Below are 25,608 nucleotides of genomic sequence, written 5' to 3'. Positions count from 1 at the left end.
GGCCCGCGAGCCGGCGGCCGCGCGGGCGGTGGCCGTGGTCGCGCGGCCCGTGGCGGCCACGGTCGCAGCCCCCATCGCGGCACCGGCGGCACGGGCGCGGGCCATGACGACACCGCGGTCGCCGGCGGCCTCGCGGGCCTCGTCGCTCTCGGCCAGGTCAGCACCGTGGAGCGGGGAGTCGGGGTCGGTCGTCTCGTCGAGGACGACGGCGTGCTCCACCGTGTCGTCGTCGAGGTAGCCGGCGTGCCCGGCGGGGGCAGCGGCGTGGTCCCGGCGCGCAAGCACACGCATCGTCTGGCTGAAGCGCTCCGCGGAGCGCGTCTTGACGACGTCCTCGTGGTGCTTGAGCGCCTTGGGCACCAGGTAGGCGGCCCAGGCCACCGCCAGGGCCACGAAGATGAATGGGCTCAGGTCCACGCCACGGACTCTAGGGTCGACGGCGCACACGTACCCGCATGTCAACAGGTGTGTCGGAAATTGCTGGTGTGACGGATGTGGTTCACAGCTGCTCGGCGAGCACCCGCACCAGCAGCCCGGTGGTGGGCACCTGCTCGCGGGTGATCGCGTACAGCCGGTGGTCGCGCCAGTCGCCGTCGATGTGCAGGTAGCCGGGCGCGTAGCCGATCTCGGGCAGCCCGAGCTTCTCCACGACCCGCAGCGAGTTGGAGTTCTCGGGCCGGATCGCGATCTCCACCCGGTGCAGCCCGAGCCGCGCGAAGCCGTGGTCGAGGACCATCGCCACCGCGCGCGGCATCACGCCCCGCCCGGCGAAGCGCCGGTCCAGCCAGTAGCCCACGGAGCCGAACATCGCCGAGCCACGGACGACGTTGTTGATCGTCACCTGGCCGGCGAACTCCCCGCCCACCTCGATGACGAACGGGTAGGTCGTGCCTTGCCGCGCCTGGCGCCGCAGGCTGCGCACGAGCGCGTCGAAGGTGGTCGGACGGGTGTCACCACCGGGCGGCACGGTCGCGTCCCACGGCGCCAGCCACGCGGCGTTGCGCTCCCGTGCGACCCGCCAGGCCCGCGCGTCCTGCCGCTGGAGCGGACGGCAGAGCACGTCGTCGTGCTGCAGCCGCACCGGCCACCCGCCGGGGCGCACCCCCTGCGGACGCCCCAGGCCCGCTCCGAGCAGGTGGCTCAATGGTCGCTCCCGCGCACCTGGGCCACCGCGTGCGGCAGCACCTGCTCGAGCACCGCCAGCGCGTCCTTCACCCCGCCGCGGCTGCCCGGCAGGTTCACCACGAGGCACTCCCCCGCGACGCCGGCCACGCCCCGCGAGAGCACCGCCGTCGGCACGCCCTTGGCCACGCCGGCCGCGCGGATCGCCTCGGCGATGCCGGGGACCTCACGGTCCAGCAGCGGGCGCGTCACCTCGGGGGTGCGGTCGGTGGGGGTCAGGCCCGTGCCGCCGGTGGTGAGCACCGCCCGGGCACCGGCGGCCACGGCCGCGGCGATCGCCTGCCCCACCGGCTCCCCGTCCGGGACGACGGCAGCAGGCCCGACCTCGAAGCCCAGACCGGCCAGCGCGTCCACGATCAGCGGGCCGGTCGTGTCCTCGTAGACACCGGCCGCGGCGCGGTTGGAGGCGACCACCACCGCGGCCGGCAGGCCGGGCACGGCGCGCTCGGGGGCCGGCGGGGGCGTCGGGGTCTGCGTCACGGTGGACAGTCTGCCCGCCGTCGTCCGAGCCGCCTACGCCCACCCGCCGTGCGCGGACACCCATGAAAGCTGCTGCCGACTCGGCGAGGGCCGGCGGTGAGTCGGCAGCACGTCACTGCCGGCTCGGCGGGGTCAGCGGGTCCAGTCGCCGGACTTGCCGCCGGACTTGGCCTCGATGCGGATGTCGGTGATGACGGCGCGCTTGTCGACGGCCTTGACCATGTCGACGACGGTGAGGCCGGCGACCGAGACCGCGGTCAGCGCCTCCATCTCGACGCCGGTGCGGTCGGCGGTGCGCACGGTGGCGGTGATCGCGACGGCGTCGTCGAGCACCTCGAGGTCGACCTCGACGCCGGAGATGCCGAGCGGGTGGCACAGCGGGATCAGGTCGGGGGTGCGCTTGGTGCCCATGATCCCGGCGACCCGGGCCACGCCGAGCGCGTCGCCCTTGGGCACGCCCTCGCCGCGCAGCAGCCCGACGACGGTCTCGTTGACGAGCACGCGGCCGGTCGCCGTGGCGGTGCGCTGGGTGACGGCCTTGGCGGAGACGTCGACCATCCGGGCGGCGCCCGACTCGTCGACGTGGGTCAGCCGGGGGCCGGCGTCCCCGGTGGGAGGCGTGCTCACAGCCCGCCCGCCAGTCCGCCCTCGAGCGGCAGGACCTCGACCTCGGCGCCCGCGGGCAGCTCGGTGACGTCCTCGGGCACCACGATCAGTGCGTCCGCCATGGCCAGGTCGCCGACCAGGTGGGAGGCCGGTCCGCCGACCGGCGAGACGCTGCCGGCGGCCCGGTCGAGGTCGCCGCGCATGTACTGCCGGCGTCCGCGCGGGGAGGTCAGCGCGTGGGTCAGCCGGGCCCGCACGTGCGGGCGGGACGCGGGCAGCAGGCCCATCATCGTGCGCAGCGCCGGCAGCACGAACAGCTCGAAGGAGATGTAGGCGCTCACCGGGTTGCCGGGCAGGGTGAAGATCGGGACGGAGTCCTCACCGACGCGGCCGTAGCCCTGCGGCTTGCCCGGCTGCATCCGCACCGGCCCGAACCAGACGGTGCCGGACGGCGAGAGCGCCTCCTTGACCACGTCGTGGTCGCCCATGGAGACGCCGCCGGAGGTGACGACGACGTCGGCGCGGACGAGCTGGTCGTCGAGCGACTCCAGGAACGCGCGCGGCTGGTCGGGCACGATGCCGACGCGGTAGGCGATCGCCCCGGCCCGCTTGGCGGCGGCCGCCAGCAGGTAGGAGTTGCCGTCGTAGATCGAGTCGTGGCCCAGGCCGGTGCCCGGGTCGCGCAGCTCGGTGCCGGTGGAGAGGATCACGACGCGCGGACGAGGCCGGGCGGCGATCGTCGGGCGACCCGCGGCCGCGAGCAGCCCCAGGTGGCGCGGGCCGAGCACGGTGCCCTCCTCGATCAGGAGGTCGCCGGTCTCCACGTCCTCGCCGGCGTAGCGCACGTGCTGGCGCTCGCGCGGGGCGCGGGAGATGACCACGGTGGCGACGCCGCGGTCGGTCCACTCGTAGGGCACCACCGTGTCGGCGCCGCTGGGCACCGGGGCGCCGGTCATGATCTTGGCGGCGGTGCCGGGCGGCAGCGCCAGCAGCCGGGCGTCGCCGGCGCTGATCTCGCCGACCACCGGCAGGTGCACGTGGTGCTCCTCCGAGGCGGCGGCCACGTCGGCGTAGCGCACCGCGTAGCCGTCCATCGCGGAGTTGTCGAAGGGCGGCAGGGAGACCGTGGAGACCACCGGCTCGGCCGCTGCCAGGCCGAGCGCGTCCATCAGCGGCTGCTGGTAGGGCGCCAGCGGCTCGACGTCGTCGAGGATGCGGGCGAGGTGCTCCTCGACGGAGACGGGCTCAGGCATCCGCGTCCTTCAGCACCGTGCCGGGCTCGATCCGCTGCCCGGCCTCGCCGGCCACGGTGACGTCCCCGACGACCTCGACGCCCTTGCCGAAGGTGACGTCGCCCTGCACGCGCAGCGCCGTGGCCTGCACGAGGGAGGGGGCGCCCTCGGGGAAGCGGGAGTCGAAGTCCTCGACGAGCTTGTAGAAGTCGTCGTCGAGGTCGATGAACGGCAGGTCGTCGCTGACCTGGTCGAGCACGAAGTCCTCGCCCACGGCGTAGACGTCGGAGCGCAGCACCAGCAGGTCGTTGGTGGTCTTGACCGGGACGAAGCGGTCCCGGCCGACCTCGATGAGGGTCGCGCCCTCGAAGACCTCGATCGCCGCGCCCATGGCGGACTCGACCTGCACGACCTTGGGGGTCGACTTGTCGGCGGGATCGACGTTCTTCTCGTTGCGGATCATCGGCAGGCCGAGGACCCCGTCGCGCTCGTCCAGCACGGCCTTGAGCGCCCGCAGGTCGACCCAGATGTTGTTGGTGGAGCAGTAGCGGTGCCGCTCGAGGTCGGCCAGCGCCGCCTTGTCCTCGTCGAGCGTCTGGGCGGTCTCGCGCAGAACCAGCCGGTCGTCGGCCCTGCGGCGGGCGAAGTGGCCGCCCTTGCGGTCGCTGGGCGTGCGCCGCACGGCCTCGATGGCGAAGGGGGCGCCGGTGCCGGCGAACCAGCCCGCGACCTTCGGGTCCGGGGTGGCGCCCAGGTTGTCGGAGTTGGAGATGAAGACCCGCTCGTAGCCGGCCGCGAGCAGCTGGTCGAGCAGGCCGGTGCCGCGCATGGCGGTGTAGATGTCGCCGTGGCCGGGCGGGCACCACTCCAGGGTCGGGTCGGCCGGCCACTCGACGGGCGTGAGGTCGTCGACCAGGAGCTTCGGCTCCTTGTTCTGCAGGAACTCCAGGGGCAGGCCGGCCACCGGCAGGTCCTCGTAGCGGGCCAGCGCGGCCATCGTGTCCGCGGAGGTGCGGAACGAGTTCATCAGGATCAGCGGCAGCGGGGCGCCGTGCTGCTCGCGCAGGTGCAGCACCTGGCGGGCGATGACGTCGAGGAACGACAGGCCGCGACGCACGCAGAGCAGCGACTTGGCGCGGTCCATGCCCATGGACGTGCCCAGGCCGCCGTTGAGCTTGATGACCGCGGTGGTGCGCAGCGCGGCCGAGGCCGCCTCGTCCTCGACCTCGACGTCGCCGAGGGACTCCATGCCGACCGGCTCGATGGTGGACTCGGGGATCATCCCGGTCTCGCCGTTCTCCAGCAGCCCGTAGTAGTGGGCGAAGGTGCGGATCGCGTTCTCGTCCACACCCTCGGCCTGCATCTTCGCGCGTGCGGCGTCCAGCCCAGCAGCAGTCATGCGCAGCATCGTAGGGTCGTCTCGTGGCCGGTCCGCAAACCCCCTCCGGTTTCGCCCGCACGGATGAAGGCCTCCCGCACCAGCCTCGGAGGCGCCTGTGAACACCTCGGTCGACGGCCCCGGAGGCGGTGCTGCGGCGAAGACGGCGGTGCGTGACCGCCTGCTCACCGAGCGTCGACGGCGTCCGCTCGCCGCGCAGGTCGCCCACGCCCACGACCTGGCCGCCGCGCTGCTGGCCACGCCCGAGGTCGCTCGGGCCGCGACGGTGGCCTGCTACGTCTCCTCCGCGGGCGAGCCGGGCACCGGCCCCCTGCTGGCCGCGCTCGCCGACGCCGGCCGCCGCGTGCTGCTGCCGGTGCTGCTGCCCGACAACGACCTCGACTGGGCGGTGCACACCGGCCCCGACGACCTCGCCCCCGCCCGCTACGGGCTGCTCCAGCCGGTCGGCCCCGGGCTCGGCCCCGACGCCGTCGCGACCGCGGACCTCGTCCTCGTGCCCGGCCTGGCGGTGGCGGACGACGGCGCGCGGCTCGGCCGCGGTGGCGGCTCCTACGACCGTGCGCTGGGCCGCGTCCCGCTGGGCACCCCGGTCTGGGTGCTGCTGCACCCCGAGGAGGTGGGCGTGGCCGTGCCCACCGAGCCGCACGACCGGCCCGTCACCGGGGCGGCCACGGGCGACGGGGTGGTCCGGCTGCCCCGCTGATCCCGGTGTCGGCTCAATCGGGTGGCTCAGTCGGGTGGGCTCAGCGTCAGCACGTCGTCGCCGGCCTCGCGCACCGCGTCCTCGCTGAAGAGGAAGGGCAGCGTCTCGCCGCGGGCCCACAGGTCCGTCTGGTCGGTGTAGTGCGCCGAGGTGGGGTGGCCCGAGACGCCGGTGAGGTTGATCCACCGGGAGTCGTCGAGGTCGGCCAGCGAGACCAGCATCCGCATGGACGGGGCGGTGGTCACCGTGAACTCGCCGGACGCGGCGTCCCACGAGGAGGCGTCGACGGCCGCGCCACCGCCACCGACCTCCCAGCCACCGCGGTTGACCAGCGCCTCGACGGCGCCGATGCCGGAGAGCCCGAGCGGGGTGGAGACGAGGTCGAGCGTGTGCTGGTGGCCCCAGGTCCACTCCGTGGCGTCGCGGGCCTGGCGGCGGGTCAGGTCGTCGCGGGCCTCGAGCATCGCCTGCTCCAGCACGTCGTCGCGGCGCTCGCGCACGTCCTCGGTGTCGGCGTCGTCCCACCACTGGCTGCCGGGGCGGTCCAGCAGCCGGGTGACGACCGCGACCCAGCGGTCGCCGCCGTCGGGCCACAGGTCCTCGGGCAGGTCGTCGTGGAAGGTGTCGGCCAGCAGCCGCGCCCACACGGCGTTGAGGTAGGCCGCGGCGGCCGAGCCCTCGCCCTCGGCGGGCTGGGAGAGGTCCCAGTCGGCGAGCAGCGCCTGGCCGTCGTCCGCGTAGCCCTCGTCGAGGGAGACGTCGAGCAGGCGCGGCACCAGGGCGGCGGCCACCGGGTTGCGGGTGTCGAGCTGGATGGCGGCCAGCTCGTCGAGGGAGACGTCGCCGCCGTCGGCGGTCTCGGCCTCGAGCAGGGCCCGGATGCGCTCGGAGCGGTAGCCCTGGTCCCAGTCGTCGGTGAGGAAGTAGGGGTAGGAGTCGTCGACGACCCGCTGGTTCGCGGTCACCACGAACCCCTCGTCGGGGTCGAGCACGCTGGGCAGACCGGCGAAGGGCACGGTCTGGTCGGTCCAGTCGTCCTGCGGGAGCCAGCCCCGCGCCGGCGTCCGCCCGTCGTTGCCGGACTTGCGGATCGGCACCACGCCGGGGGCCTGGTAGCCGATGTGGCCCTCGGTGTCCGCGTAGACCAGGTTCTGCGCGGGCACCGCGAAGGAGGCGGCGGCGGCGCGGAAGGAGTCCCAGTCGGTGGCGAGGTTCATCTGGAGCACCGCGTCGGCGGTGGGCCGGGGGTCCAGCGCCGTCCAGCGCAGCGCGACCGCGGCCTCGGTGCCCGCGGCGATCTCCTCGGGGCCGGTGCGGGTGCCGGAGAGCACGTCGACGCCGGCCTCGGCGAGCTGGGTGGAGACGTCGGAGAGCAGCGGGCCGTGCTTCGTGGAGCGCACGGTGAGCTCCACGTCGTCCCCGTCGGCGACCTGGATGGTCTCGGTGCGGGTGCGCAGGTCGCGCCAGCGTCCGGCGTAGCGCCACTGGCCGTCGCGCACCTTCTCCACGTACAGGTCGGTGACGTCGGGGCCGAGATTGGTGAACCCCCAGGCCACGTCGGCGTTGTGGCCGATGATCACGCCGGGGAAGCCGGAGAAGGTGAAGCCGGCGACGTCGAGGGGGCACTCCCCCGAGGCCTGGGACGCGGCGGTGCAGTGCAGCCCCATCTGCATCCACACCCCCGGCACCGAGACCCCGAGGTGCGGGTCGTCGGCCAGGAGCGGGGCGCCGGTGGCGGAGAGGTCGCCGGAGACGACCATCGAGTTCGAGCCCAGGCCGTCGCCGACGCCGAGCAGGGCCGGGATGGTCTCGGTGCCGTCGACGACGTCCGCCAGCACCTGCTGCTGGTCGGTGGTGAACCCGACACGCTTGGGGTTGCGGGTGCCGCCCGTGGTGGCGTCGGCCTCGTAGACGCCGTCGACCACCGTGCCCTGGGTGACGATCGGGGTGGCGTCCTCGGCGGACGGGAAGAGCGTGGCCGCGCGGTCGGCGCCCACGGCCGCGGCGCTCAGCACGCGGTCGACCTCGTCGCGCATGTTGCCGCGCAGGTCCCACGCCATCGCCTTGAGCCAGGCCAGCGAGTCCACCGGGGTCCAGTCCGCGGGGCGGTAGTCGAGGCCGCCGAGGCCGAGCACGGTGTACTCGACGGCGATGTCGGCGGTGGGCCGGCCGTCGAGGTAGGCGTTGACGCCGTCGGCGTAGGCCTGGAGCAGCTCGCGGGTGTCGGGCTCGAGCCGGCCGAGCTCGGCCTCGGCGACGCGGCGCCAGCCCATCGTCCGGATGTAGGCGTCGGTCTCCACGCCGCTCTCCCCCACCAGCTCGGAGAGGCGGCCGGCGGTGACGTGGCGCCGCACGTCCATCTCGAAGAACCGCTCCTGGGCGTGCACGTAGCCCTGGGCCATCGCCAGGTCGGCCACCGACTCCCCGTACAGCTGCGGGATGCCGTTCTCGTCGCGCACCACCTCGACGGGTGCGGCGAGCCCGGGCAGGTCGATCTCGCCGGACGTCTCGGGCAGCGCCCGACGCACCTGGACGACGGCGGCGATCCCGGCCAGCACCAGCACGAGCACCAGGCCGATCGCCACGCCCGCCCCGGCCCGGGCCGGCCACGGGAGCCGGGCCCAGCGGTCGCGGAGGCTCGGGCCCTCGTCGGTGCGGCGGGCGGCACGGGTGTCGCTCATGGGCGCACGTTCTCACGTGCGACCGGCTCTGACGTAGCATTGGCACTCGACGGGCCGGAGTGCCAGGACCTGGGTGACCGGGGCCGGCTGCCGACCCGACGCCCACCATCGAGGCGCGCGGCCCACCGCGCGCCTCGCGCACGTGCCCCGGGAGGAATCGGATGCCCACCTACCAGTACGCCTGCACCGAGTGCGGACACGGCTTCGAGATCGTCCAGAAGTTCTCGGACTCCTCGCTGACGCAGTGTCCCGAGTGCCAGGGCCGGCTGCGGAAGGTCTACAACGCCGTCGGCGTCGTCTTCAAGGGCTCCGGGTTCTACAAGACCGACTCGCGCGGGTCGGGCTCGTCCTCCTCGGAGAAGTCCTCCTCGGGGTCCTCCTCCGAGAAGTCCGGCTCGGGGTCGTCCTCCTCGGACGCGGGCTCCGGCTCGTCGTCGTCGTCGGGCTCGTCGTCCTCGTCGTCGTCCTCGTCGTCGTCCTCGTCGGAGAAGTCCTCCTCGGGGTCCTCGTCGTCCAGCAGCGCCTCGGGCTCCAGCGCCTCCTGATCGCCGCTGCTGCGGCGCGGCACGCCTCCTCCGCGGGCCTGTGGATGACGGCCGACGCCGCGAGCCGCTGACGCCTACCGTCGAGGCGTGACCTTCTCGGACCTCCCCCTCACCCCGCGCGAGCGGCTGGCCGCGGCCCGCCGCCGCGTCCGCTCGGCCGTCCTGGCGCGACGCCGGCTGCTGGCGGCCCTGCTGGCCGCCGCGGCGGTGGGGCTGGGCCTGCGGGCGGTCTCGGCGCCGCCCCCGGCGTCCGAGACGGTGACGGTGGCGGCGCACGACCTGCCCGCCGGTGCCACGCTCACGCCCGACGACCTCACGACCGTCGAGCAGGTGCCCGGCACCGCCCCGCCGGGGGCGCTGCCCGCGCCCGAGGGCGAGGTGCTCGCGGGCCCGGTGGGCGCGGGCGAGGCCATCACGTCCGCCCGCCTCGTCGGCGCGGGCCTGGCCTCCGAGGCCGGGACGACGGCGGTGCCGGTGCGGCTGCCCGACGCCGGCACGGCGGCGCTGCTCGACGTCGGCGACCGGATCGACCTGCTCGCCTCCGCCTCGGGCGGGGTGGGTAGCGGTGTGGGCGGCGGGGCGGGCACGGCCGACGCGTCCGCGCTCTCGACCGTGGTGGCGGCCGACGTCACCGTCCTGGCGCTGCCCACCGGCGACGGGGCCACGGGGATGTCGGCCTCCGGGCCCGCAGGGGCCACCGGTGGACGGGTCGTGGTGCTCGGCGTGCCTGAGACCCAGGTCACCCACGTGGTGGACGCGGCCGCGAGAGCCTTCCTCAGCTACGCCTGGTCTGGCTAGGTTGCTCCCGGACCCGTGCCGCCCGGCCGGGCCTGGAGACTTTCGGGAAGGCCAACGATGCTGAGCGGATTCAAGAACTTCCTGCTGCGCGGGAACCTCGTCGACCTGGCGGTCGCGGTGATCATCGGTACCGCGTTCGCGACCGTGGTCACGGCGTTCACCGCCCTGCTGCTCGCGCAGATCCCCGACGCGGACGAGGTCTTCGTCGGCGCCGAGGAGGGGTCGGTCGGGTACTTCCTCAACGCGCTCATCGCGTTCCTGGTGATGGCCGCGGTCGTCTACTTCTTCGTGGTGCTGCCGTACACGAAGGCCAAGGAGAAGTGGTTCCCCAGCGCCCCTCCCGGCACTCCGGAGGACACGGTGCTGCTGCGCGAGATCCGCGACCTGCTCCAGTCGCAGGCCGCCGCGGAGAACGCCCCCGCCGAGGGCGGCGAGCACAAGGCCTGACCAGGGTCACCCCCGCACGACGCGTCGCCGGCCACCGGGCCAGCCCGCGACGCAGCACGGCCCCACCGCACGCGTGCGGTGGGGCCGTGCTGCGTCCGGGTCGGAGCGGCGGGTGTCAGCCGCCGTGGTGCGGCGGCACCTGCTCCCGCAGCCAGTCGTCCCCCGAGCGGCCGCCTCGCCCACCGTCCGGGCCGCGCTCGTCGCTGGTGGTGCCGGGCAGCACCTCGCCGAAGACCTCGGCCAGCCGACGCTTGCGCTGCCAGTCGGGCTCGGCCGGCGACGTCTCCCCGCGCGGTGTCTCCGCCGGCTGCGCACCTGCCGGCTCCTGGGTGCCGGGCTCGCGCGCCTCCTGGGCGCCGTCGGTCTCGCTCACGTGCACAGACCCGCGGCAGCGAGGGCGTCCTCGTCGGCCAGCGCGGCGCCGCCGGAGCCCTTCTTCTTGTTCTTCTTCGTCCCGGTGCTCGACGAGGCGCTCGGCGAGCTGCTGGCGGAGGCGGAGTCCGACGCGGAGTCCGAGCCCGGCAGCGACCCGGCCGAGATGGCGTCGGTGGCGATCGAGGAGGTCAGCGGCTTGTCGTTGCGCAGCTTGCGCCAGACCTTCGCCGCGTCCTCGGTCCACACCAGCCGGTTCGGGTTGTTCGGGTCGACGGTGTTCGGGATGGTGATGAACTGGATGCCGTCGAGGCTGATGTTGCGGAACTGGTAGCCCAGGTCGGCCAGCTTGGAGATGCTGCCGAGCCCGGAGTCGACCGTCAGCGACGAGGTCGCGGCGTCGAGGAAGCGGGTCAGCCGCAGCGGGTTGGCCAGCGTGTTGGCCGAGACCACCGTGTGCGCCATGGAGGCCAGGAAAGCCTGCTGTCGCTTCATCCGGCCGAGGTCGGAGCCGCCCGAGACGGCGTAGCGCTCGCGCACGTAGGCCAGCGCCTCGTCGCCCTCGAGGGTCCGGGTGCCGGCCTCGAGGTAGATGTTGTGGGCGGAGTCGTCGATGTCGTAGGGGATGCACATCTCGACGCCGCCGACCGCGTCCACCATGTCCTTGAAGGAGCCGAAGTCGACCACCACGTAGTGGTCGAGGCGGATGTCGGTGAGCGACTCGAACTGCTGGATCGTGCAGGCCGCACCGCCGACGGAGAAGGCGGCGTTCCACATCGCGTAGTCCTCGGCGGGCAGCGAGCCTCCGTCGTCGTCGGTGCACTCGGGCCGGTCGACCATCGAGTCACGCGGGATCGAGACGCCGTAGGCGCGCGAGCGGTCCGCCGAGAGGTGGATGAGGAGCGTGTTGTCGGAGCCGTCGGCGCCGGACTCCTTGTCGATGCCGCAGCCGTCGCAGGACCGGTCGTCGATGCCCATCACCAGGATGTTGAGCGGCTCCTGCGGGCCCTCCACCTCGACCTGCGTGGGCCGGTCGGAGAGCTGGGCGGTCACGTCGGCGACCGTCAGGTTCGAGTTCAGGTGCCGGTAGAACCAGACCGCCCCCAGACCGGAGACCATCGCGAGCACCACGAGCGTGCTGACGATCGCCCGCAGCACGGCGCGCCCGCGGCGCGGCCTGGCCCGTCGCCGTCCGGCGCGGGGAGCGGGGCGTGCCTCGTCAGCGGCTGCGGGCTCGGCGGGACCACCGGTGGTCGGCTCGTCGCTCACGTGTCTCCTGGGGGACGTGCGGCCGGGGCCGCGCGGTCAGATGGTGGTCCGCCACGATTGTGCGTACCCGCGCAAGTACCGCCAAGTCGGGCCCACCGATCGGGCGGGGTCAGACCGCCGCGTCCGTGGTATCGGCACGCAGCCGGGCCAGGGCGGCCGGCACGCCCCCGCAGGCCTCCTCGGCGCCCTGCTGCGCCAGCCCGGCACGGGCGCGCGCCACGACCTCCGCGTCGTCGACCGGCAGCCGGGCCAGGTCCAGGCGCGCGAGCAGGCGCGCGGTCACCGGACGCTTCGCCCCGCGCGGCAGCAGCGCCGCCAGCAGGTCGGACGCGGCGGGCGAGCCCAGCACCGCCCAGGCCACGGCGGCCTCGGCCGCCGCCTCCGGCCCCGAGAAGGCCGCCTGGTACGCGGTGTCGTCGAGCAGGACGGGGCGGGGCGCCCCGCCCCCGACGGCCGTCGGGCCGACCAGCCGGAACCGGGCGTCGCGGTGCAGCCCCGAGACCGCGACCTTCCACGGCGCGAACGTGTAGTCGCCGAGGCCGAAGACGCTGAACCGCGGTCGTCCGGCGTAGATCCGCGAGCGACGGCCGTCCAGCACGGCGGCGTGCGCCTCGAGGTGGCCCCACAGGCCGGGCGCAGCGTCGGCCAGGCCGGCGGTCTCCTCCCCCAGCCTGCGCTGGGGCAGCACCAGCAGGCGCGAGGCCGGGCGCCCGTGGTGCAGGTCGCCGCCCTTGAGCAGCGGGTGCAGGTGCTCCGGCTCCACGGCGACCGGCTGGCCCGCCGCCGTCCTCGCCGTGCCCGCCCCGTCCACCACCAGCTCGAGGGCGGACGCGGCGTCGTGCTTGACCCCCGAGCGCCAGCGGCACGGGCTGGCGCCGTCGGCGGCCCGCACCCGGGCGTAGGCGTCGACGTCCTCGACCCAGCGGCCGTCGACCACGCCCACCCGCCGCTCCGGGGTGCCGCGGTGCAGCCCGGCGTGGACGTCGGCCACGTACCCGCCGGCGGCGCCCGGGGGCCGGCCGGCCGACGGGTCGAGCCGCAGGTGCAGCCAGCACGCGTCGACCGAGGCCCCGAACCAGCGGCGGGCGTCCACGCCGAAGACCTCCGCGGCCACCAGCGGCAGCCCGGCCCGGGCGACCTCGGTGAGCACCGCGCGCGCCACCTGCGTCTTCACCAGCACGGCGACGGTCAGGGGCTGCTCGGCCAGGTGCTCGAGCACGGTGAGCAGCAGCGTCTCGGCGACGTCGAAGTTGGAGGCGCCGAGCAGGGCGTCGAGGCCGGGCAGCTGCTTGAGACCGCGGCGGCGGGGCGCCGTGGTGACGCCGAGACGGGTGAGGTCGGCGCTGGTCACCCACGGCGGGTTGCCCACGACGGCCAGCGGGCCCGCGGTCCGCCAGGGCAGGTCGGTGTCGAGGCGCAGGGTGAGGACGTCGTCCTCGAGCACCCGGGCGTGCGCCCGCGCGATCCCGGCGTGACCGGGCTGCACCTCGACCCCCAGCCGCTCGGCGTCGGGCCACCGCTCCCCGGCGGCGACGAGGAAGGCGCCGGTGCCGCAGGTCGGCTCCAGCACCCGGGCGTGGGCGGGCAGGTCGACCAGCGCCAGGCACGCCGCGGCGAGCGCGGGCGGGGTCTGGAAGTCGCCCAGCGCGTTGTTCGCCACGTCACCCAGCCTGCCGCACCGGCACCCGCCCGGGTGCGGCAGGCTGGCCGCCATGACCCGCGTCCTCGACACCACCTCCCCGCTCGCGATCGAGCCGCTGCCCGCCGACGACGTGGTCGTGGGCTCGCCCGGGGCCGGCCTGCGCACGCTGACGTCGCTCGGCGGCACCGAGGTCGGCGTGTGGGAGATGACGCCGGGCACCGCCACCGACGTCGAGGCCGACGAGGTCTTCGTCGTGCTCGCGGGGAACGGCACGCTCACCTTCGCCGACGGCGAGGTGGTCGCGCTGGCGCCGGGCGTCGTGGTGCGGCTGAGCGAGGGCGAGCGGACGACGTGGGTCGTGACCGAGACCCTGCGCAAGGTCTGGCTGGGCTGAGCCCTCCGGGGGTGCCCGTCAGGCCTGCGGCCACCACGCGGGCAGCTGGGCGGTGATCCGGGCGGCGGCCAGGTCGACGTCCTGCTCGTCGCTGAACGCCCAGTCGCGGTAGGACGCGGCGGCGCCGGCGGCCAGGTAGCCGGCCGCGACGTCGAGGGAGTCGCCGGTGTCGACGCCGAGGCGGCGCAGCTGGGCGATCGCGTCCTCGGCGCGCGTGCGCATCGACGTCTGGAGCCGCAGCTCGAGCCCCCCGGCGCGGAAGAGCCCCCGGTAGACCTCGCGGTGCGCCCGGACCTCCTCCAGCTGCGCCTGCAGCTGGGCCCGGTAGGTCCGGGCCAGCTCGACGGGCGTCGTGGCGGCGCTCAGCACGGCCTCCGGGGTCACGCCGAGGGCGTCCACCTCGGTGGTCGCGGCGTCGTCCAGGGCGGCGTCCAGGTCGGGCCAGTGGCCGTAGAAGGTGACCCGGTGGATGCCGGCACGACGACACACCTCGGCGACCGAGAGCGGGCCGCCGCCGGCGCGCAGGTGGCGTCGCAGCACGGTGATCAGCGCCTCGCGGGTGCGGGCGGCGCGTGGCTCGTCACGCGCGGCGGCCTGACGGCCGGCGCGGCCCGGGGTGGTCTCGTCGTCCTGGGCGCTCACGGGCGTGCATCCTTCCACCCCCGGCGCCGGGGTGCGCACCCGTGTACCGCAGGGCACACAAGTGTGCCCCGAGGTCCGGGGCGCGGAGGTGGAAGGACCGGACGGGATGGCCAGCGAGCCAGGCCACCGAGGCCTCAACGCCGTCGACCTCGCTGCGGACGGTCCCCGCGCCCGTGGCTCGCCCCGCCGGTGACGATCGTGCGGCACCCTTCGGGGTCCATCTCTGTCCACCCTTGTGTCGTTGACGTTCGTACGGCATCCGTCCTGCACGACGGTCGACGCATCACCTGTCCTGGACCAGGAGGACGGAACGCTCAGAGCGGCTCGGTGCAGTAGGTCTGCAGGTGCGCACGCACCACGGCGACCAGGTCGATCACGTGGGGGTCGAGCAGCCACTGCGGGTCGAGGCCGTCGCGCATGCCGGCGATCTGGGTCGCCGCAGCGTCCACGTCGACGACGCCTGCGGCCAGCAGACCCCGGCCCTCGAGGTCAGCGAGACCCGTGCGGGCCCACGCCCGCACCTGCGAGTACCAGTCACGGAAGTAGGCGTGCGCCGGGTGCGCGGGGGCCAGCGCCTCCGCGGAGACGACCCGGAACATCCGCAGGCCATCGGGGTCGGTGAGGTCGTGCTCGGTGAGGCGCACGAGCGCCCGGAGCATGGCGAGCCCGTCGTGCGGATCGACGGGGACCGCAGTCATGGCGTCGGCACTGCGGCGGTCGAGGACGCCCTCGAGCAGTGCGGCCTTGTCGGGGAAGTGGTGCGCTAGCCCGGGGTGGGTGATGCCGGCGCGCGCGGCGACGTCGCGCAGCGAGGTGCCGTTGAAGCCCTTCTCGGTGAAGGCGGCGACCGCGGCGTCCAGGATCTCGGCGCGTCGGCGCGCGCGGTTCTCCGCCTGCCGGCCGACCTTGCGTCGCACCGGTGCGTCCTCGCTCAGCGGCACGACCTCCTCCTCCCCCGCACGACGACCTGCCCCTCGTGCCGCACGGCGGCTCGGGAGCGCCGCGGGCCCGGCCACTGTAGTCAGCGGCCGGGCCCACGGCGGGAGGTGAGTCCCGGGGACGAGGCTCAGCGCGCGCCCCGGACGGGCACGATGAGGACGGCACCGACCAGACCGACGACCGCCGCGACCCCGAAGAAGAGTCCGAAGTTGCCGGGGCTGCCGGCCGCTGCGCCGATCGCGAGGAGGCCCGGCGCGACGACGGGCACGACGATGTTCGGCAGGCTCATGGCCAGGTTCATGATGCCGAGGTCCTTGGCGGGGTTGGCCGGGTCGGGCAGCACCTCGGTGATGAGGGCGAAGTCGACCGCGAGGTAGACGCCCTGACCCAGGCCCATGACCGCGCTCGCGACGAGGAACGAGCCGAAGCTGTCGGCGGAGGCGACCAGCGCCAGGCCGACGGCGAAGATCAGCGCCGAGACGATGACGAACGGCTTGCGGCGACCGACCTTGTCCGAGACCCGACCCAGGATCGTGGAGAAGACCAGGGCGGTGGCGCCGAGGACGAGGGTCGAGAGGAACACGCGACCGGCGACGTCCACGGGGTCCACGTGCAGGTCCACGATGAGGTAGACGGCCTGGTAGGCGTTGACCGCGGCGATGGCGCAGAAGACCGCGAAGCGGCTGAGGAAGGCCAGGGCGAAGTCCGGGTACCGGCGCGGGCTGACCCAGAACGTCGAGACGACGGCCCGCAGACCCGCACCGTGGGACGGGTCGGCGGCCGGGGCGGCGCTCCCGGCGGTCGGTGCGACCACGGCCATCACCAGCATGGCGACGGCAGCGAGCGCCGCGGGGACGAGCACCATCGGCGTCAGGTGCGGCGAGAACAGGCTGGCCACGAAGAGGCCGACCACGGCACCAGCGGTGCCGGCGACGCCGAACAGCGCCGAGACCGGGCCACGCCGCTCGGGCGAGAACAGGTCGGGCACCAGCGCGCCGAGTGCGGTGAGGCCGGCCACCTGGCCGAGCGTCATCACCAGCCAGCCGAGCGCCAGGGTGAGCACCGAGCCCGCCTGGACGACGACGAGTCCCCCGAGCAGCACGAGGACGGCGCCTGCGACGAGGTAGGGACGACGCCGACCCCAACGGCTGCTGGTGCGGTCGGAGATCCGCCCGATCACCGGGTTGAGCACCAGGGCAGCGATCCCGGCGAAGCCGTTGGCGATGGCGATGGTCGTCGTCGAGGTGGCGGCGTCGATCGCGTTCGCCTGGAGCGGCAGCGTCAGGATGCCGACCGAGAGCAGGGCACCGAAGAGCAGCGTCGAGGCGATCGCCAGCACAGCGACGAAGCCGGTGCCCGGGTCGACGAACCCACGGCCCTCCCCCTCTCCCGGCGGCAGGGTCGGCTGGTTGGCGCTCCCCGACAGCAGTGACATCTGACTTCCCCCTCGTTCGCGAGGCCCGTGCATGCGGACCCGAAGACTGGCACGTGACGTGGCCCACGGCCGACGTGTGGCGCACACTACACATTCTGTTGCCATGTGGTAAGTCTTTGCCTGCCACTTGGTAACTTTCACAGGACGGACGCAGGCATGACGCTCACCTCCGAGACCCCCGCGTCGGCGGTCACGCCGACGACCGCGACCGACGCCCGACCGCTGCTGGGCAGCGCTACCTGGGTCGGTCCGCACGAGCCGCTCGTGCCGCCCGTCGGCGAGCGCCCGGCACACCTCCTGGCCTGCACGTTCGAGATCACCGAGGACACCGAGCAGGTCCTGGTGCACGCCACCGCCGAGGGGCTCTACGAGCTGTTCTGCAACGGCACCCGCGTGGGCGACGAACAGCTCACCCCGGGGTTCTCCGCCTACCGGCGACGGCTCGAGGTCCAGACCGCCGACCTCACGGCCCTGCTCCGCCCCGGCACCAACACCCTCGTGGCGCTGCTCTCCGACGGCTGGTTCCGCGGCCGGCACGGGTTCCAGCGGCACGGCGACGGCTTCGGCGAGCGCACCGCCCTCCTGCTCCGCGTCGAGCAGGTGGACGCCGCCGGCACGCCCGGCCACGGCCGCACCCTGCTCATCTCGGACGACGGCTGGCACTCGCGTCCCTCGCACGTGCTGCGCGCCGACCTGATGGACGGACAGACGATCGACCTGAGCGCGCTGGACCCCGCCTGGTTCACCACCGAGCCCACCGCGCCGCAGTGGCAGCCCGTCCAAGCCACCGGACGTGGGGCCGCCGACGACGTCCGGCTCGTGCTCCCCTCGGCGCCCCCGGTCCGGGCGGTGCGCGAGGTCTCCCCCGTGGCCGAGGCGGTCCTCGACGACGGCACCCGCGTGCTCGACCTGGGCCTCAACCTCAACGGCTGGGTGCGGCTCGCCGGACGCGACGGCGGACTGATCGCCCCGTCGGGCACCCGGGTGACCCTGACCCACGGCGAGGCGCTGGACGCCGAGGGCCGCGTCGACACCGGCCACCTGCGGGCCTTCAACTTCGCCACCAAGCAGCTGCTGCCCGCGGGCCAGGTCGACGAGGTGATCACCTCCGGCGCCCGCGGAGAGCATGCCGAGCCGCGGCACACCACGCACGGCTTCCGCTACGTCCAGCTCGAGGGCCTGCCCCGCGAGGCGGACGTCGACGTGGTCGGCGTCGAGGTCCGCACCGACCTGCGTGAGACCGGCACCTTCACGTGCGACGACCCGCGCCTCGAGCGGCTGCACGAGGTGGTGGTCAACAGCCTGCGCGCCAACACGTGCGCGGTGCCGACCGACTGCCCGCAGCGCGAGCGCTCCGGGTTCACCGGCGACTGGCAGGTCTTCGTCGGCACCGCCGCGCTGCTGGCCGACGTGCACGCGTTCTCCCGCCGCTGGCTGGCCGACCTGCGTGCCGACCAGTGGGCGGACGGCAAGGTGCCCACCGTCATCCCGAACCCCGCCGGCGCGCAGCCCTCGGGCGACGTCTTCGAGGACATGAGCGCGGGCTCGGCCGGCTGGGGCGACGCCGCCGTGCTCGTGCCGTGGGAGCTGTGGCGCGCCTACGGCGACGCGGGCGTGCTCGCCGAGAGCCTGCCCTCGATGCGCGCCTGGGTCGACGGGCAGGCCGAGCGCGCCGCCGCCGGCCGCCACCCCGACCGGGCCGCGCGCCGCCGCGAGGCCGCAGCCCACGAGCGGTACCTGCTCGACACCGGCTTCCACTTCGGGGAGTGGCTGGAGCCCGGCGTCGCGCCGAACCCGGACCCGCGGGTCGACCACGCGGTGGTCGCGACCGCGTTCCTGGCCCGCTCGGCGCGGTTGCTGGCGGCGTCCTGCACCGTGCTCGGACTGACGGGCGAGGCCGCCCACTACGGGACGCTCGCCGACGGCGCGACGCTGGCGTGGCAGGCGGAGTTCCTCGGGGACGACGACCGGGTCGCCGCGGACGGCACCGTGCCCGGTGGCGAGCGGCAGGCCCACTACGTGCGGGCACTGGCCTTCGGGCTGGTGCCGGCCGAGCGGCGGCAGGCGGTCGCCGACCGGCTGGCCGAGCGGGTCGTCGCCGACGGGACCCGACTGACCACCGGGTTCCTCGCCACCGGCCAGCTGCTGCCGGCACTGGCCGACCACGGCCACGCCGACCTCGCGCACGCGCTGCTGGCGCGCACCGGGGTGCCCTCCTGGCTCGGCATGGTCGAGGCGGGGGCCACGACCATGTGGGAGTGGTGGGACGGCATGGCGCCGGACGGGTCCGTGCGCGGCTCGCTCGACCACTACTCCAAGGGCGCGGTCGCCTCGTTCCTGCACACCCACCTCGCCGGCGTCCGCCTGCCCGAGGTGCCCGGGGTCGGCGAGGCCGGCTACGCCCGGGTGCGCGTCGAGCCCCTGCCCGGCCCGTCACTGCAGCGGGCCTCGACCCGGCTGGAGACGCCGTACGGGCCGCTGGCCTGCACCTGGACGCGGGACGAGGCGACCTTCACGCTCACGCTGGACCTGCCGTCGGGCACGACGGCCGACGTCGTCCTGCCCGACGGGAGCGCCCGCACCGTCACCGGCGGGGAGCACACCTGGGAGTGCCCAGCCTGAGCCCCTGGTGAGGCCTGGGTGAGCCTTGGGTGAGCCCCGTGCCATTGAGTGGTGCCCCCACGTGCGGGGGCGGCACCCGCTGAGCACGCTGCCGTGGGTGAGCACCGTCACCAACACCCCGCGCTCCTGGTCCGCCTCGTTCGTCGCGCCCGCGCACGACCTGGGTTCGACGCCGTGGCTGCGGCGCCGGTTCGTGGTCGACGACGGTCACGGCGTGGTGGTCTCGGCGACCTGGCACGTGTCGGCGCACGGGCTGGCGGAGCCGTCGGTCGACGGCGTGCCTGTGAGCGACGAGGTGCTGGCGCCGGGCTGGTCTGCGTACGAGTGGCGGCTGCGGTACCGCAGCCACGACGTCACGGCCCTGCTGCCCGCACCTGGCTCGTCGTGCGTGCTGAGCGCACTGCTGGGGCGGGGCTGGTTCGCGGGCAAGCTGGGGTTCGTCGGGGAGTCGGAGACCTACGGGTCGACGCCGGCGCTGGTCGCCGAGCTGGAGATCGGCTTCGCCGACGGGCACGTGCAGACGGTCGTGACCGACGAGGAGTGGCAGGCGCGGGGGTCGCACGTGCTGGCCGACGACCTCTACGACGGGCAGAGCACCGACCTGCGGCTACTGGGTCGTGACCCCGAGGAGGGGTGGGGGCCGGTGCGCGTGGTGACCTGCGACGGTGTCGCCCCGGTGTCGCTGGAGCGGCTGGTGCCGGCGGGGCCGCCGGTGCGGCGTCAGCAGGTCGTCTCCCCGGTGCGGGTCTGGACCTCGCCGTCGGGGCGGAGGCTGGTCGACTTCGGGCAGAACCTCGTGGGGTGGGTGCGGCTGCGACTGCCCGGATCGCCCGCTCTGGCGGGGACTCGGATCGTGGTGCGGCACGCGGAGGTGCTGGAGGACGCCGAGCTGGGCACGCGGCCGCTGCGGCTGGCCGCGGCGAGCGACACGTGGGTCCTGGCTGAGGCGCCCGCGGTGGTGGAGCCGACGCTGACGTTCCACGGGTTCCGGTACGCGGAAGTCACCGGGTGGCCCGAGGACCAGGTGGGCGCCCTGTCGACGGACGACCTGGAGGCCGTCGTCGTCCACACCGACCTGGCCCGCACGGGCCGGTTCCGGGTCTCCGACCCGGACCTCCAGCGACTCCACGACAACGTGGTGTGGGGCATGCGGGGCAACTTCCTGGACCTGCCCACCGACTGCCCCCAGCGCGACGAGCGGCTGGGGTGGACCGGCGACCTGGCGGTCTTCGCGCCCACGGCGGCGTTCCTGTTCGACACCCGCCCCATGCTCACCGGCTGGCTGGCCGACCTCGCCGTCGAGACGGACGCAGCCAAGGGCGTCGTCCCGTTCGTGGTGCCGGACGCCCTCAAGCACCAGCCCCCGCCGCCCGGCGACTTCCCCGCCCCCGACTCGGCGGCGATCTGGTCGGACGCTGCGGTGTGGGTGCCGTGGGCGCTCTACGAGGCCCACGGCGACACGGACGTGCTCGAGGCCGCCTGGCCCACCATGCTCGCCCACGTCGAGCACGTGGCGACCCTGCTCGACGAGCGCGGCCTGTGGGGCGACGGGTTCCAGTTCGGCGACTGGCTCGACCCGGGGGCCCCGCCCGAGCAGCCGTTCGCCTCACGCGCGGACATCCACGTGGTCGCGACCGCCGCCCTGATCCGGACGCTGCGGATGGTCGCCGCCTCCGCACGGGCGCTCGGCCACGACGCCGAGGCGGACGACCTCGCCGACCGGGCCGCCGCGACGCTCGAGGAGTTCCGCGAGGCGTTCGCGGCCGCCGACGGGACGATCACCTCCGACTGCCAGACCGTCTACGCCCTGGCGATCGCGTGGGACCTGCTCACCCCGGACCTCGAGGCCAAGGCCGGGGAACGACTCGCCACCCTCGTCCGCGAGGCAGACTGGCGGATCTCCACCGGCTTCGCCGGCACCCCCTACGTCACCCACGCACTGACCCGCACCGGCCACCTCGACGACGCCTACCGGCTCCTGCTGCAGCGCGAGTGCCCCAGCTGGCTCTACGCCGTCACCATGGGCGCCACCACCATCTGGGAACGCTGGGACTCGATGTTGCCCGACGGCACCATCAACCCCGGCGAGATGACCTCGTTCAACCACTACGCCCTCGGCTCGGTGGCCGACTGGCTGCACCGCACCGTCGGCGGCCTCGCTCCCGCCGCACCGGGCTACTCCTCGGTCCTGGTCGCCCCCCGCCCCGGAGGGGGTCTGACGTGGGCCGAGACGACCCTCGAGACCGCCCACGACCAGATCCGGGTGGCGTGGCGGATCGCGGACGGGGTTCTCACCGTGACGGTCGACCTCCCCACTGGCGTCGACGGCGTCCTCGACCTCCCTGGGCGCCCTGAGCAGCGGCTCGCCCCGGGGTCGTCCACGCAGGTCGGCGTGCCGGCCTGACCTGATCCGGCACTGCCGCCGGCACCACGGGTGCTCGACACCGGCGCGGGGACCTCAGACGAGGGTGAGCCGCCCGTCGACCCACGCCACCGGCGCCAGCAGCGGCCGCTCGAGGGGCGAGTCGTTCGGGGCGTGCAGGACGAGCAAGTCCGGCGCGTCGGGGCGGACCAGCAGCATCCCGTGGCCGCCGTCGTGCGGCCACAGCGGCTCGTCGGCCTGCTCCCACGGGCCCAGCACCCCGCCGGAGGAGACGGCGACGCCCATCGCGTACCCGCGCTCACCGAAGCTCGACCACAGCAGGTGCAGGGCGCCGTCGTCCGGGCGCCGGAAGAGGAACGGACCGTCGGTGAAGAGCGGGTCCTCGGCCAGTCGCAGCGCGCTGTGCTCGACGCCGGGCGGCAGCCGCAACGGTCTGCTCCAGGCCGCCGTCGACGCCCGGAACAGCAGCACCGGCTCGCCCGTCGCCGACCGCAGGTCCGCGGTCAGCCGCTGCGCCCACATCTCGCCGTCGGCCAGCGCGGGCAGGTCGTCGGTCGCCTCCGCGCCACGACTCCAGACCAGCCACGGGCTGCCGTCGTCGTCCACGTGCAGGGTGCCGTCGAGGCAGGGCAGACCGCGCGGGGTCACCGGTCCGTCGCTCCACGGGACGTAGGGCCCGGTGGCCTGGTCGGCCATGAGCACAGCAACGCCGCGCACCCGCGTCGCGTCGTCCAGGAACGTCGCGACCATCGCGAACCGGCCCGCCCACGGGTGCACCTCAGGTGCCCAGAACTGCTCCGAGGACCAGAAGCCCTCCGGCGGCCGGAAAGCCGGCACGGGGCCGTGCCAGCTCTCGAGGTCGGCGCTCGTCCAGCAGTCGAAGCCGGTGGCGGGCCCGCCCCAGACGTGCTCGTCGCTCGTGCCGAGCAGGACGTAGCGGCCCGGCTCGGCCTGCAGCAGGAAAGGATCGCGCAGCCGCACGTCCGCGAGCCGGACACCTGCCGCTGCCCCGTCGGCGCTCACGCCAGCGCCGCCCGTGCCTTCTCGCCCAGCCAGGCCAACGATGGCTTGGGGGTGCGGACGAACGTCTCCCGGTCCACCGCGATCAAGCCGAAGGTGGGGCCGTAGCCCGAGGCCCACTCGAAGTTGTCGAGCAGCGACCAGTGCAGGTAGCCGCGCACGTCGACGCCGTCCGCGAGCGACTTCTCCAGCCCCTCCAGGGCGGCGGTCGTGTACTCGACCCGCTCCTCGTCGGAGGCGGTGGCGATGCCGTTCTCGGTGACGAGCACGGGCGTGCCGCCGGAGAGCGAGGCCGCCTTGCGCACCATCTCCTCCAGGGCGGCGGGGTAGAACTCCCAGCCGATCTGCTCGATCATCCGCGCGGCCGGGTCGGGCGGCACGGGCAGTGGCCCGCCGGCACCGAGGTGGATGCGGGTGTAGCCCTGGACACCGACGAAGTCCTCACCGGCCGCGTCGAGGAACCAGCGGTCGATCACGTCGTGGGCGAGCCGGCGGGCGGCGTCGTCGGTCGCGTCGGTCTCGTGGAAGCTGATGGAGGAGATCGAGTACCCGACGAGCGCCCCGGTGGCCTCGCGCAGCATCGGCGCGACGGCCCGGTGCGCGGCCAGCAGCGCGTCGGCCACGGCGAGGTCGGGGGCGGGCGGGAACGCGGTGACGTGCGGGCCCATGTTCACCAGGCACGAGTGCAGGTTCGGCTCGTTGAGGGTGACGACGTGCCCGACGCCGTCCAGGACCGGGAGCACCCGCTCGCAGAACCGGGCGAAGAGGTCACCGGCGCCGGGGGCGGTCCAGCCGCCCCGCTCCTCGAACCACTGCGGCACCGTGAAGTGGTTGAGCGTGACGACGGGCTCGACGCCGCGGGCGCGGCAGGACTCGACCATCCGGCGGTAGTGGTCGACCTCGGCGCGCAGGAAGAGCCCCTCCTCGGGCTCGATCCGGCTCCACTCGAGGCTGAACCGGTACGCGTTCAGCCCGGCGCCGGCGAGCAGCGCGACGTCCTCGTCGTAGCGGTGGTAGCTGTCGCAGGCGTCGCCGCTGCGCTCGAGGCCGAGCACCCGCTCGCGGTGCCACCAGTCGTTGTTGACGCACCCGCCCTCGACCTGGTGCGAGGCGGTCGAGGCGCCCCAGAGGAAGCCGTCGGGGTAGGGGTGCATGGTCTCTCCTCTGTCAGGGTGCGGACCGGCCGAGAGTGCCCGGAGCGTGACCCCCGTCCCAACGACGTCTGCCGCTCAATGGAAGATGCCCAGAGACCCAGGTCACACCGAGCGAGGATGGTCCGCATGTCCTTCGAGTACCTCTCCGACGCCTCCGGCCGCCCCGCGTGGGACGGCGTCCTGCCCGGCAAGCCTGCCCCGTTCTTCCTCGAGGCCGGCGAGGGCGAGCACGCCAAGCTCTTCGGCGACCACTTCACCGTGATGCTCTCCGGCGACGAGACCGACGGGCAGTTCGGCATGTTCCTGGCGACCTGCCCTCCCGGCGAGGTCATCCCGGCTCACACCCACGCCGACACCCACGAGACCTTCTTCATCGTCGAGGGCGCGGTGCGGGTCTTCCTGGAGACCCCCGAGGGCGAGACCGACAAGCTGCTCAAGCCCGGCGACTTCGGCTTCGTCCCCAGCGGCTACAAGCACGCCTACCGGGTGGAGGAGCCCACGCGGATGCTCGGCACCGCGACCGGCGGCTTCGAGCGGTTCTTCCAGCACATGGGCACCCTCGCGGACGCGATCGACCCGGCGTCCCCGCCCTACGTCCCCGAGTTCCCGCAGATGGGCGCGGCCGCGCAGCGTCACCACATGGAGTTCCACCCCCAGCACCGCTGGGAGAACCAGTAGGACGACGCCTGCGCCGCTCACAGCACCCGCACACCCGCGAGGAAGAGACTCATCCCGTGCCGCGCCCACCCATCGTCCCGCCGTTCGACGCCCCCTTCGCCGCTCCGTTGGTGACCCCGGCCGGGCACCGCCTGCTCCCCGGGCTCGCCTACGCGAGCACGGACGGCGGCCGCCCGCTGGAGCTGGACGTCCACCTGCCCCTCGCCCCGACCGACGCGCCGTTGCCGGTCGTGCTGTTCGTCCACGGCGGCGCCTGGCGCGTGGGCCGGCGCACGGGCGTCGGGCCGATGTTCTCCCCGGCCGCCTACGAGCCGTTCGTCGAGGTCACCCGGGCCGGGTGGGCGGTGGTCAGCATCGACTACCGGCTGACCGGCGAGGCGGCCTGGCCGACGCAGCTGCACGACGTGAAGGCGGCGCTCCGGTTCGTCCGGCACCGCGCCGACGAGCTCGGCGTCGACCCCGACCGCGTCGCGATCTGGGGCGAGTCCGCCGGCGCCCACCTGGCCGCCATGGCCGCCCTCACCGGGGACTCCGGTGACGCCTCCCTCGAGGGCTCCGTCGGCGTGACCGGCCCGTCGACCGCGCTGAGCCGAGCGATCTGCTGGTACACGCCCACCGACCTGCGCGAGATCTCCGCCGACCGCGGCGAGGACCCGACCACCAGCAGCTCCCCCGAGGCGCTCCTGGTCGGCGGCGCGGTCACCGACGTCGCGGACGTCGCCACGCACGCCAGCCCCGTCACCCACGTGCACGCGGGCGCACCGCCGTTCCTGCTGGTCCACGGCACGGCCGACTCGGTCGTGGCGCACGTGCAGTCCGAGCGGCTGCGCGACCGGCTGGCCGAGGTCGGCGTGCCCGTCGAGCTCGTCAGCGTCGAGGGGGCCGAGCACGCCTGGATGGCCGACAAGGACGCCGCCCAGACCGCGCTCGCGGCCATGCTCGCCGCGCTGGCCTGATCTCCCGCCCCTTCACCGACGCAGTGTGT

The 25,608-nt window shown here is 74.5% G+C and carries 24 protein-coding genes; 9 read left to right on the top strand and 15 right to left on the bottom strand.

What is annotated here, in order from left to right; translation table 11 throughout:
• The 6 genes from M8330_RS14255 to M8330_RS14230 form a co-directional block, all read right to left on the bottom strand.
• Window positions 1-417 (bottom strand): SepX/GlpR family protein (locus M8330_RS14255; RefSeq protein ID WP_504928255.1); only part of this gene is annotated, 417 nt, incomplete at its 3' end.
• A gap of 82 nt (window positions 418-499) precedes the next feature.
• On the bottom strand, window positions 500-1,144 hold the full coding sequence (locus tag M8330_RS14250) for a GNAT family N-acetyltransferase (protein WP_250827876.1): 645 nt from the start codon (window positions 1,142-1,144) through the stop codon (window positions 500-502).
• Window positions 1,141-1,611: a MogA/MoaB family molybdenum cofactor biosynthesis protein gene (locus M8330_RS14245; protein WP_250827880.1), complete on the bottom strand. Its 471-nt coding sequence runs from the start codon at window positions 1,609-1,611 to the stop codon at window positions 1,141-1,143. The genes M8330_RS14250 and M8330_RS14245 overlap by 4 nt, the downstream gene beginning before the upstream one ends.
• A gap of 183 nt (window positions 1,612-1,794) precedes the next feature.
• Window positions 1,795-2,289, bottom strand: a complete 495-nt coding sequence (moaC, locus tag M8330_RS14240; RefSeq protein ID WP_308196290.1) for a cyclic pyranopterin monophosphate synthase MoaC — start codon at window positions 2,287-2,289, stop codon at window positions 1,795-1,797.
• Window positions 2,286-3,521: a molybdotransferase-like divisome protein Glp gene (glp, locus tag M8330_RS14235; protein WP_250827875.1), complete on the bottom strand. Its 1,236-nt coding sequence runs from the start codon at window positions 3,519-3,521 to the stop codon at window positions 2,286-2,288. The genes moaC and glp overlap by 4 nt, the downstream gene beginning before the upstream one ends.
• Complete coding sequence (locus tag M8330_RS14230) at window positions 3,514-4,899, bottom strand: UTP--glucose-1-phosphate uridylyltransferase (protein ID WP_250827874.1); 1,386 nt, start codon at window positions 4,897-4,899, stop codon at window positions 3,514-3,516. The genes glp and M8330_RS14230 overlap by 8 nt, the downstream gene beginning before the upstream one ends.
• Before the next feature lie 97 nt (window positions 4,900-4,996).
• On the opposite strand from M8330_RS14230, the gene M8330_RS14225 reads away from it, so the two are divergent.
• Entirely contained in the window at window positions 4,997-5,602 is a 606-nt protein-coding gene (locus tag M8330_RS14225) for a 5-formyltetrahydrofolate cyclo-ligase (protein WP_250827873.1), read from the top strand.
• 26 nt (window positions 5,603-5,628) lie between these two features.
• Here M8330_RS14225 and M8330_RS14220 read toward each other — a convergent pair whose 3' ends face one another.
• Window positions 5,629-8,283 (bottom strand): penicillin acylase family protein, encoded by a 2,655-nt coding sequence (locus tag M8330_RS14220; RefSeq protein ID WP_250827872.1) that lies wholly within the window; start codon window positions 8,281-8,283, stop codon window positions 5,629-5,631.
• Between the two features lie 161 nt (window positions 8,284-8,444).
• Here M8330_RS14220 and M8330_RS22065 point away from each other — a divergent pair, with 161 nt between their 5' ends.
• The 3 genes from M8330_RS22065 (at window position 8,445) to M8330_RS14200 (ending at window position 10,073) form a co-directional block, all read left to right on the top strand.
• Window positions 8,445-8,828 (top strand): FmdB family zinc ribbon protein, encoded by a 384-nt coding sequence (locus M8330_RS22065; protein WP_284704711.1) that lies wholly within the window; start codon window positions 8,445-8,447, stop codon window positions 8,826-8,828.
• An 87-nt stretch (window positions 8,829-8,915) separates the two neighbouring features.
• Window positions 8,916-9,626 (top strand): SAF domain-containing protein, encoded by a 711-nt coding sequence (locus tag M8330_RS14205; RefSeq protein WP_250827871.1) that lies wholly within the window; start codon window positions 8,916-8,918, stop codon window positions 9,624-9,626.
• Between the two features lie 57 nt (window positions 9,627-9,683).
• The gene (locus tag M8330_RS14200; protein WP_250056095.1) at window positions 9,684-10,073 is read left to right on the top strand and encodes a large conductance mechanosensitive channel protein MscL; all 390 of its coding nucleotides are present in this window, start codon (window positions 9,684-9,686) and stop codon (window positions 10,071-10,073) included.
• 115 nt (window positions 10,074-10,188) lie between these two features.
• Here M8330_RS14200 and M8330_RS14195 read toward each other — a convergent pair whose 3' ends face one another.
• From M8330_RS14195 to M8330_RS14185, 3 genes are all read right to left on the bottom strand, one after another.
• Window positions 10,189-10,446, bottom strand: coding sequence for a hypothetical protein (locus M8330_RS14195; protein WP_250827870.1), 258 nt, complete (start codon window positions 10,444-10,446; stop codon window positions 10,189-10,191).
• Window positions 10,443-11,714 carry an LCP family protein gene (locus M8330_RS14190; protein ID WP_250827869.1) on the bottom strand — a complete coding sequence of 424 codons (1,272 nt, stop codon included), beginning with the start codon at window positions 11,712-11,714 and terminating at the stop codon, window positions 10,443-10,445. The genes M8330_RS14195 and M8330_RS14190 overlap by 4 nt, the downstream gene beginning before the upstream one ends.
• A gap of 109 nt (window positions 11,715-11,823) precedes the next feature.
• Window positions 11,824-13,374: a DNA methyltransferase family protein gene (locus tag M8330_RS14185; RefSeq protein WP_250827868.1), complete on the bottom strand. Its 1,551-nt coding sequence runs from the start codon at window positions 13,372-13,374 to the stop codon at window positions 11,824-11,826.
• A gap of 52 nt (window positions 13,375-13,426) precedes the next feature.
• Between M8330_RS14185 and M8330_RS14180 the strand changes: the two genes are divergently transcribed.
• Window positions 13,427-13,750, top strand: coding sequence for a cupin domain-containing protein (locus M8330_RS14180; protein WP_250056100.1), 324 nt, complete (start codon window positions 13,427-13,429; stop codon window positions 13,748-13,750).
• A gap of 18 nt (window positions 13,751-13,768) precedes the next feature.
• Here M8330_RS14180 and M8330_RS14175 read toward each other — a convergent pair whose 3' ends face one another.
• The 3 genes from M8330_RS14175 to M8330_RS14165 form a co-directional block, all read right to left on the bottom strand.
• Window positions 13,769-14,392, bottom strand: a complete 624-nt coding sequence (locus M8330_RS14175; protein ID WP_250827867.1) for a TetR/AcrR family transcriptional regulator — start codon at window positions 14,390-14,392, stop codon at window positions 13,769-13,771.
• A 314-nt stretch (window positions 14,393-14,706) separates the two neighbouring features.
• The gene (locus M8330_RS14170) at window positions 14,707-15,333 is read right to left on the bottom strand and encodes a TetR/AcrR family transcriptional regulator (protein WP_250827866.1); all 627 of its coding nucleotides are present in this window, start codon (window positions 15,331-15,333) and stop codon (window positions 14,707-14,709) included.
• A gap of 125 nt (window positions 15,334-15,458) precedes the next feature.
• Window positions 15,459-16,766, bottom strand: a complete 1,308-nt coding sequence (locus tag M8330_RS14165) for an MFS transporter (RefSeq protein ID WP_250827865.1) — start codon at window positions 16,764-16,766, stop codon at window positions 15,459-15,461.
• 156 nt (window positions 16,767-16,922) lie between these two features.
• Here M8330_RS14165 and M8330_RS14160 point away from each other — a divergent pair, with 156 nt between their 5' ends.
• Entirely contained in the window at window positions 16,923-19,388 is a 2,466-nt protein-coding gene (locus tag M8330_RS14160) for an alpha-L-rhamnosidase (RefSeq protein ID WP_250827864.1), read from the top strand.
• Window positions 19,389-19,485: 97 nt separating this feature from the next.
• A complete protein-coding gene (locus M8330_RS14155) occupies window positions 19,486-21,792 on the top strand; it encodes an alpha-L-rhamnosidase (RefSeq protein WP_250827863.1) in 2,307 nt (768 codons plus the stop codon).
• A 54-nt stretch (window positions 21,793-21,846) separates the two neighbouring features.
• Here M8330_RS14155 and M8330_RS14150 read toward each other — a convergent pair whose 3' ends face one another.
• Both M8330_RS14150 and M8330_RS14145 read right to left on the bottom strand, forming a co-directional pair.
• Window positions 21,847-22,794: a glycoside hydrolase family 43 protein gene (locus M8330_RS14150; protein WP_250827862.1), complete on the bottom strand. Its 948-nt coding sequence runs from the start codon at window positions 22,792-22,794 to the stop codon at window positions 21,847-21,849.
• Complete coding sequence (locus M8330_RS14145; RefSeq protein WP_250827861.1) at window positions 22,791-23,945, bottom strand: glycoside hydrolase family 1 protein; 1,155 nt, start codon at window positions 23,943-23,945, stop codon at window positions 22,791-22,793. The genes M8330_RS14150 and M8330_RS14145 overlap by 4 nt, the downstream gene beginning before the upstream one ends.
• 126 nt (window positions 23,946-24,071) lie before the next feature.
• On the opposite strand from M8330_RS14145, the gene M8330_RS14140 reads away from it, so the two are divergent.
• Window positions 24,072-24,623, top strand: a complete 552-nt coding sequence (locus M8330_RS14140; protein WP_250827860.1) for a quercetin 2,3-dioxygenase — start codon at window positions 24,072-24,074, stop codon at window positions 24,621-24,623.
• Between the two features lie 56 nt (window positions 24,624-24,679).
• Window positions 24,680-25,579, top strand: a complete 900-nt coding sequence (locus tag M8330_RS14135) for an alpha/beta hydrolase fold domain-containing protein (protein ID WP_250827859.1) — start codon at window positions 24,680-24,682, stop codon at window positions 25,577-25,579.
• Window positions 25,580-25,608: the final 29 nt, after the last annotated feature.

Source organism: Nocardioides bruguierae (assembly GCF_023656415.1).
Classification (GTDB): domain Bacteria; phylum Actinomycetota; class Actinomycetes; order Propionibacteriales; family Nocardioidaceae; genus Nocardioides; species Nocardioides bruguierae.
Note: the sequence above shows the minus strand (reverse complement) of the source record. Positions and strands in the feature narration are given on the sequence as shown.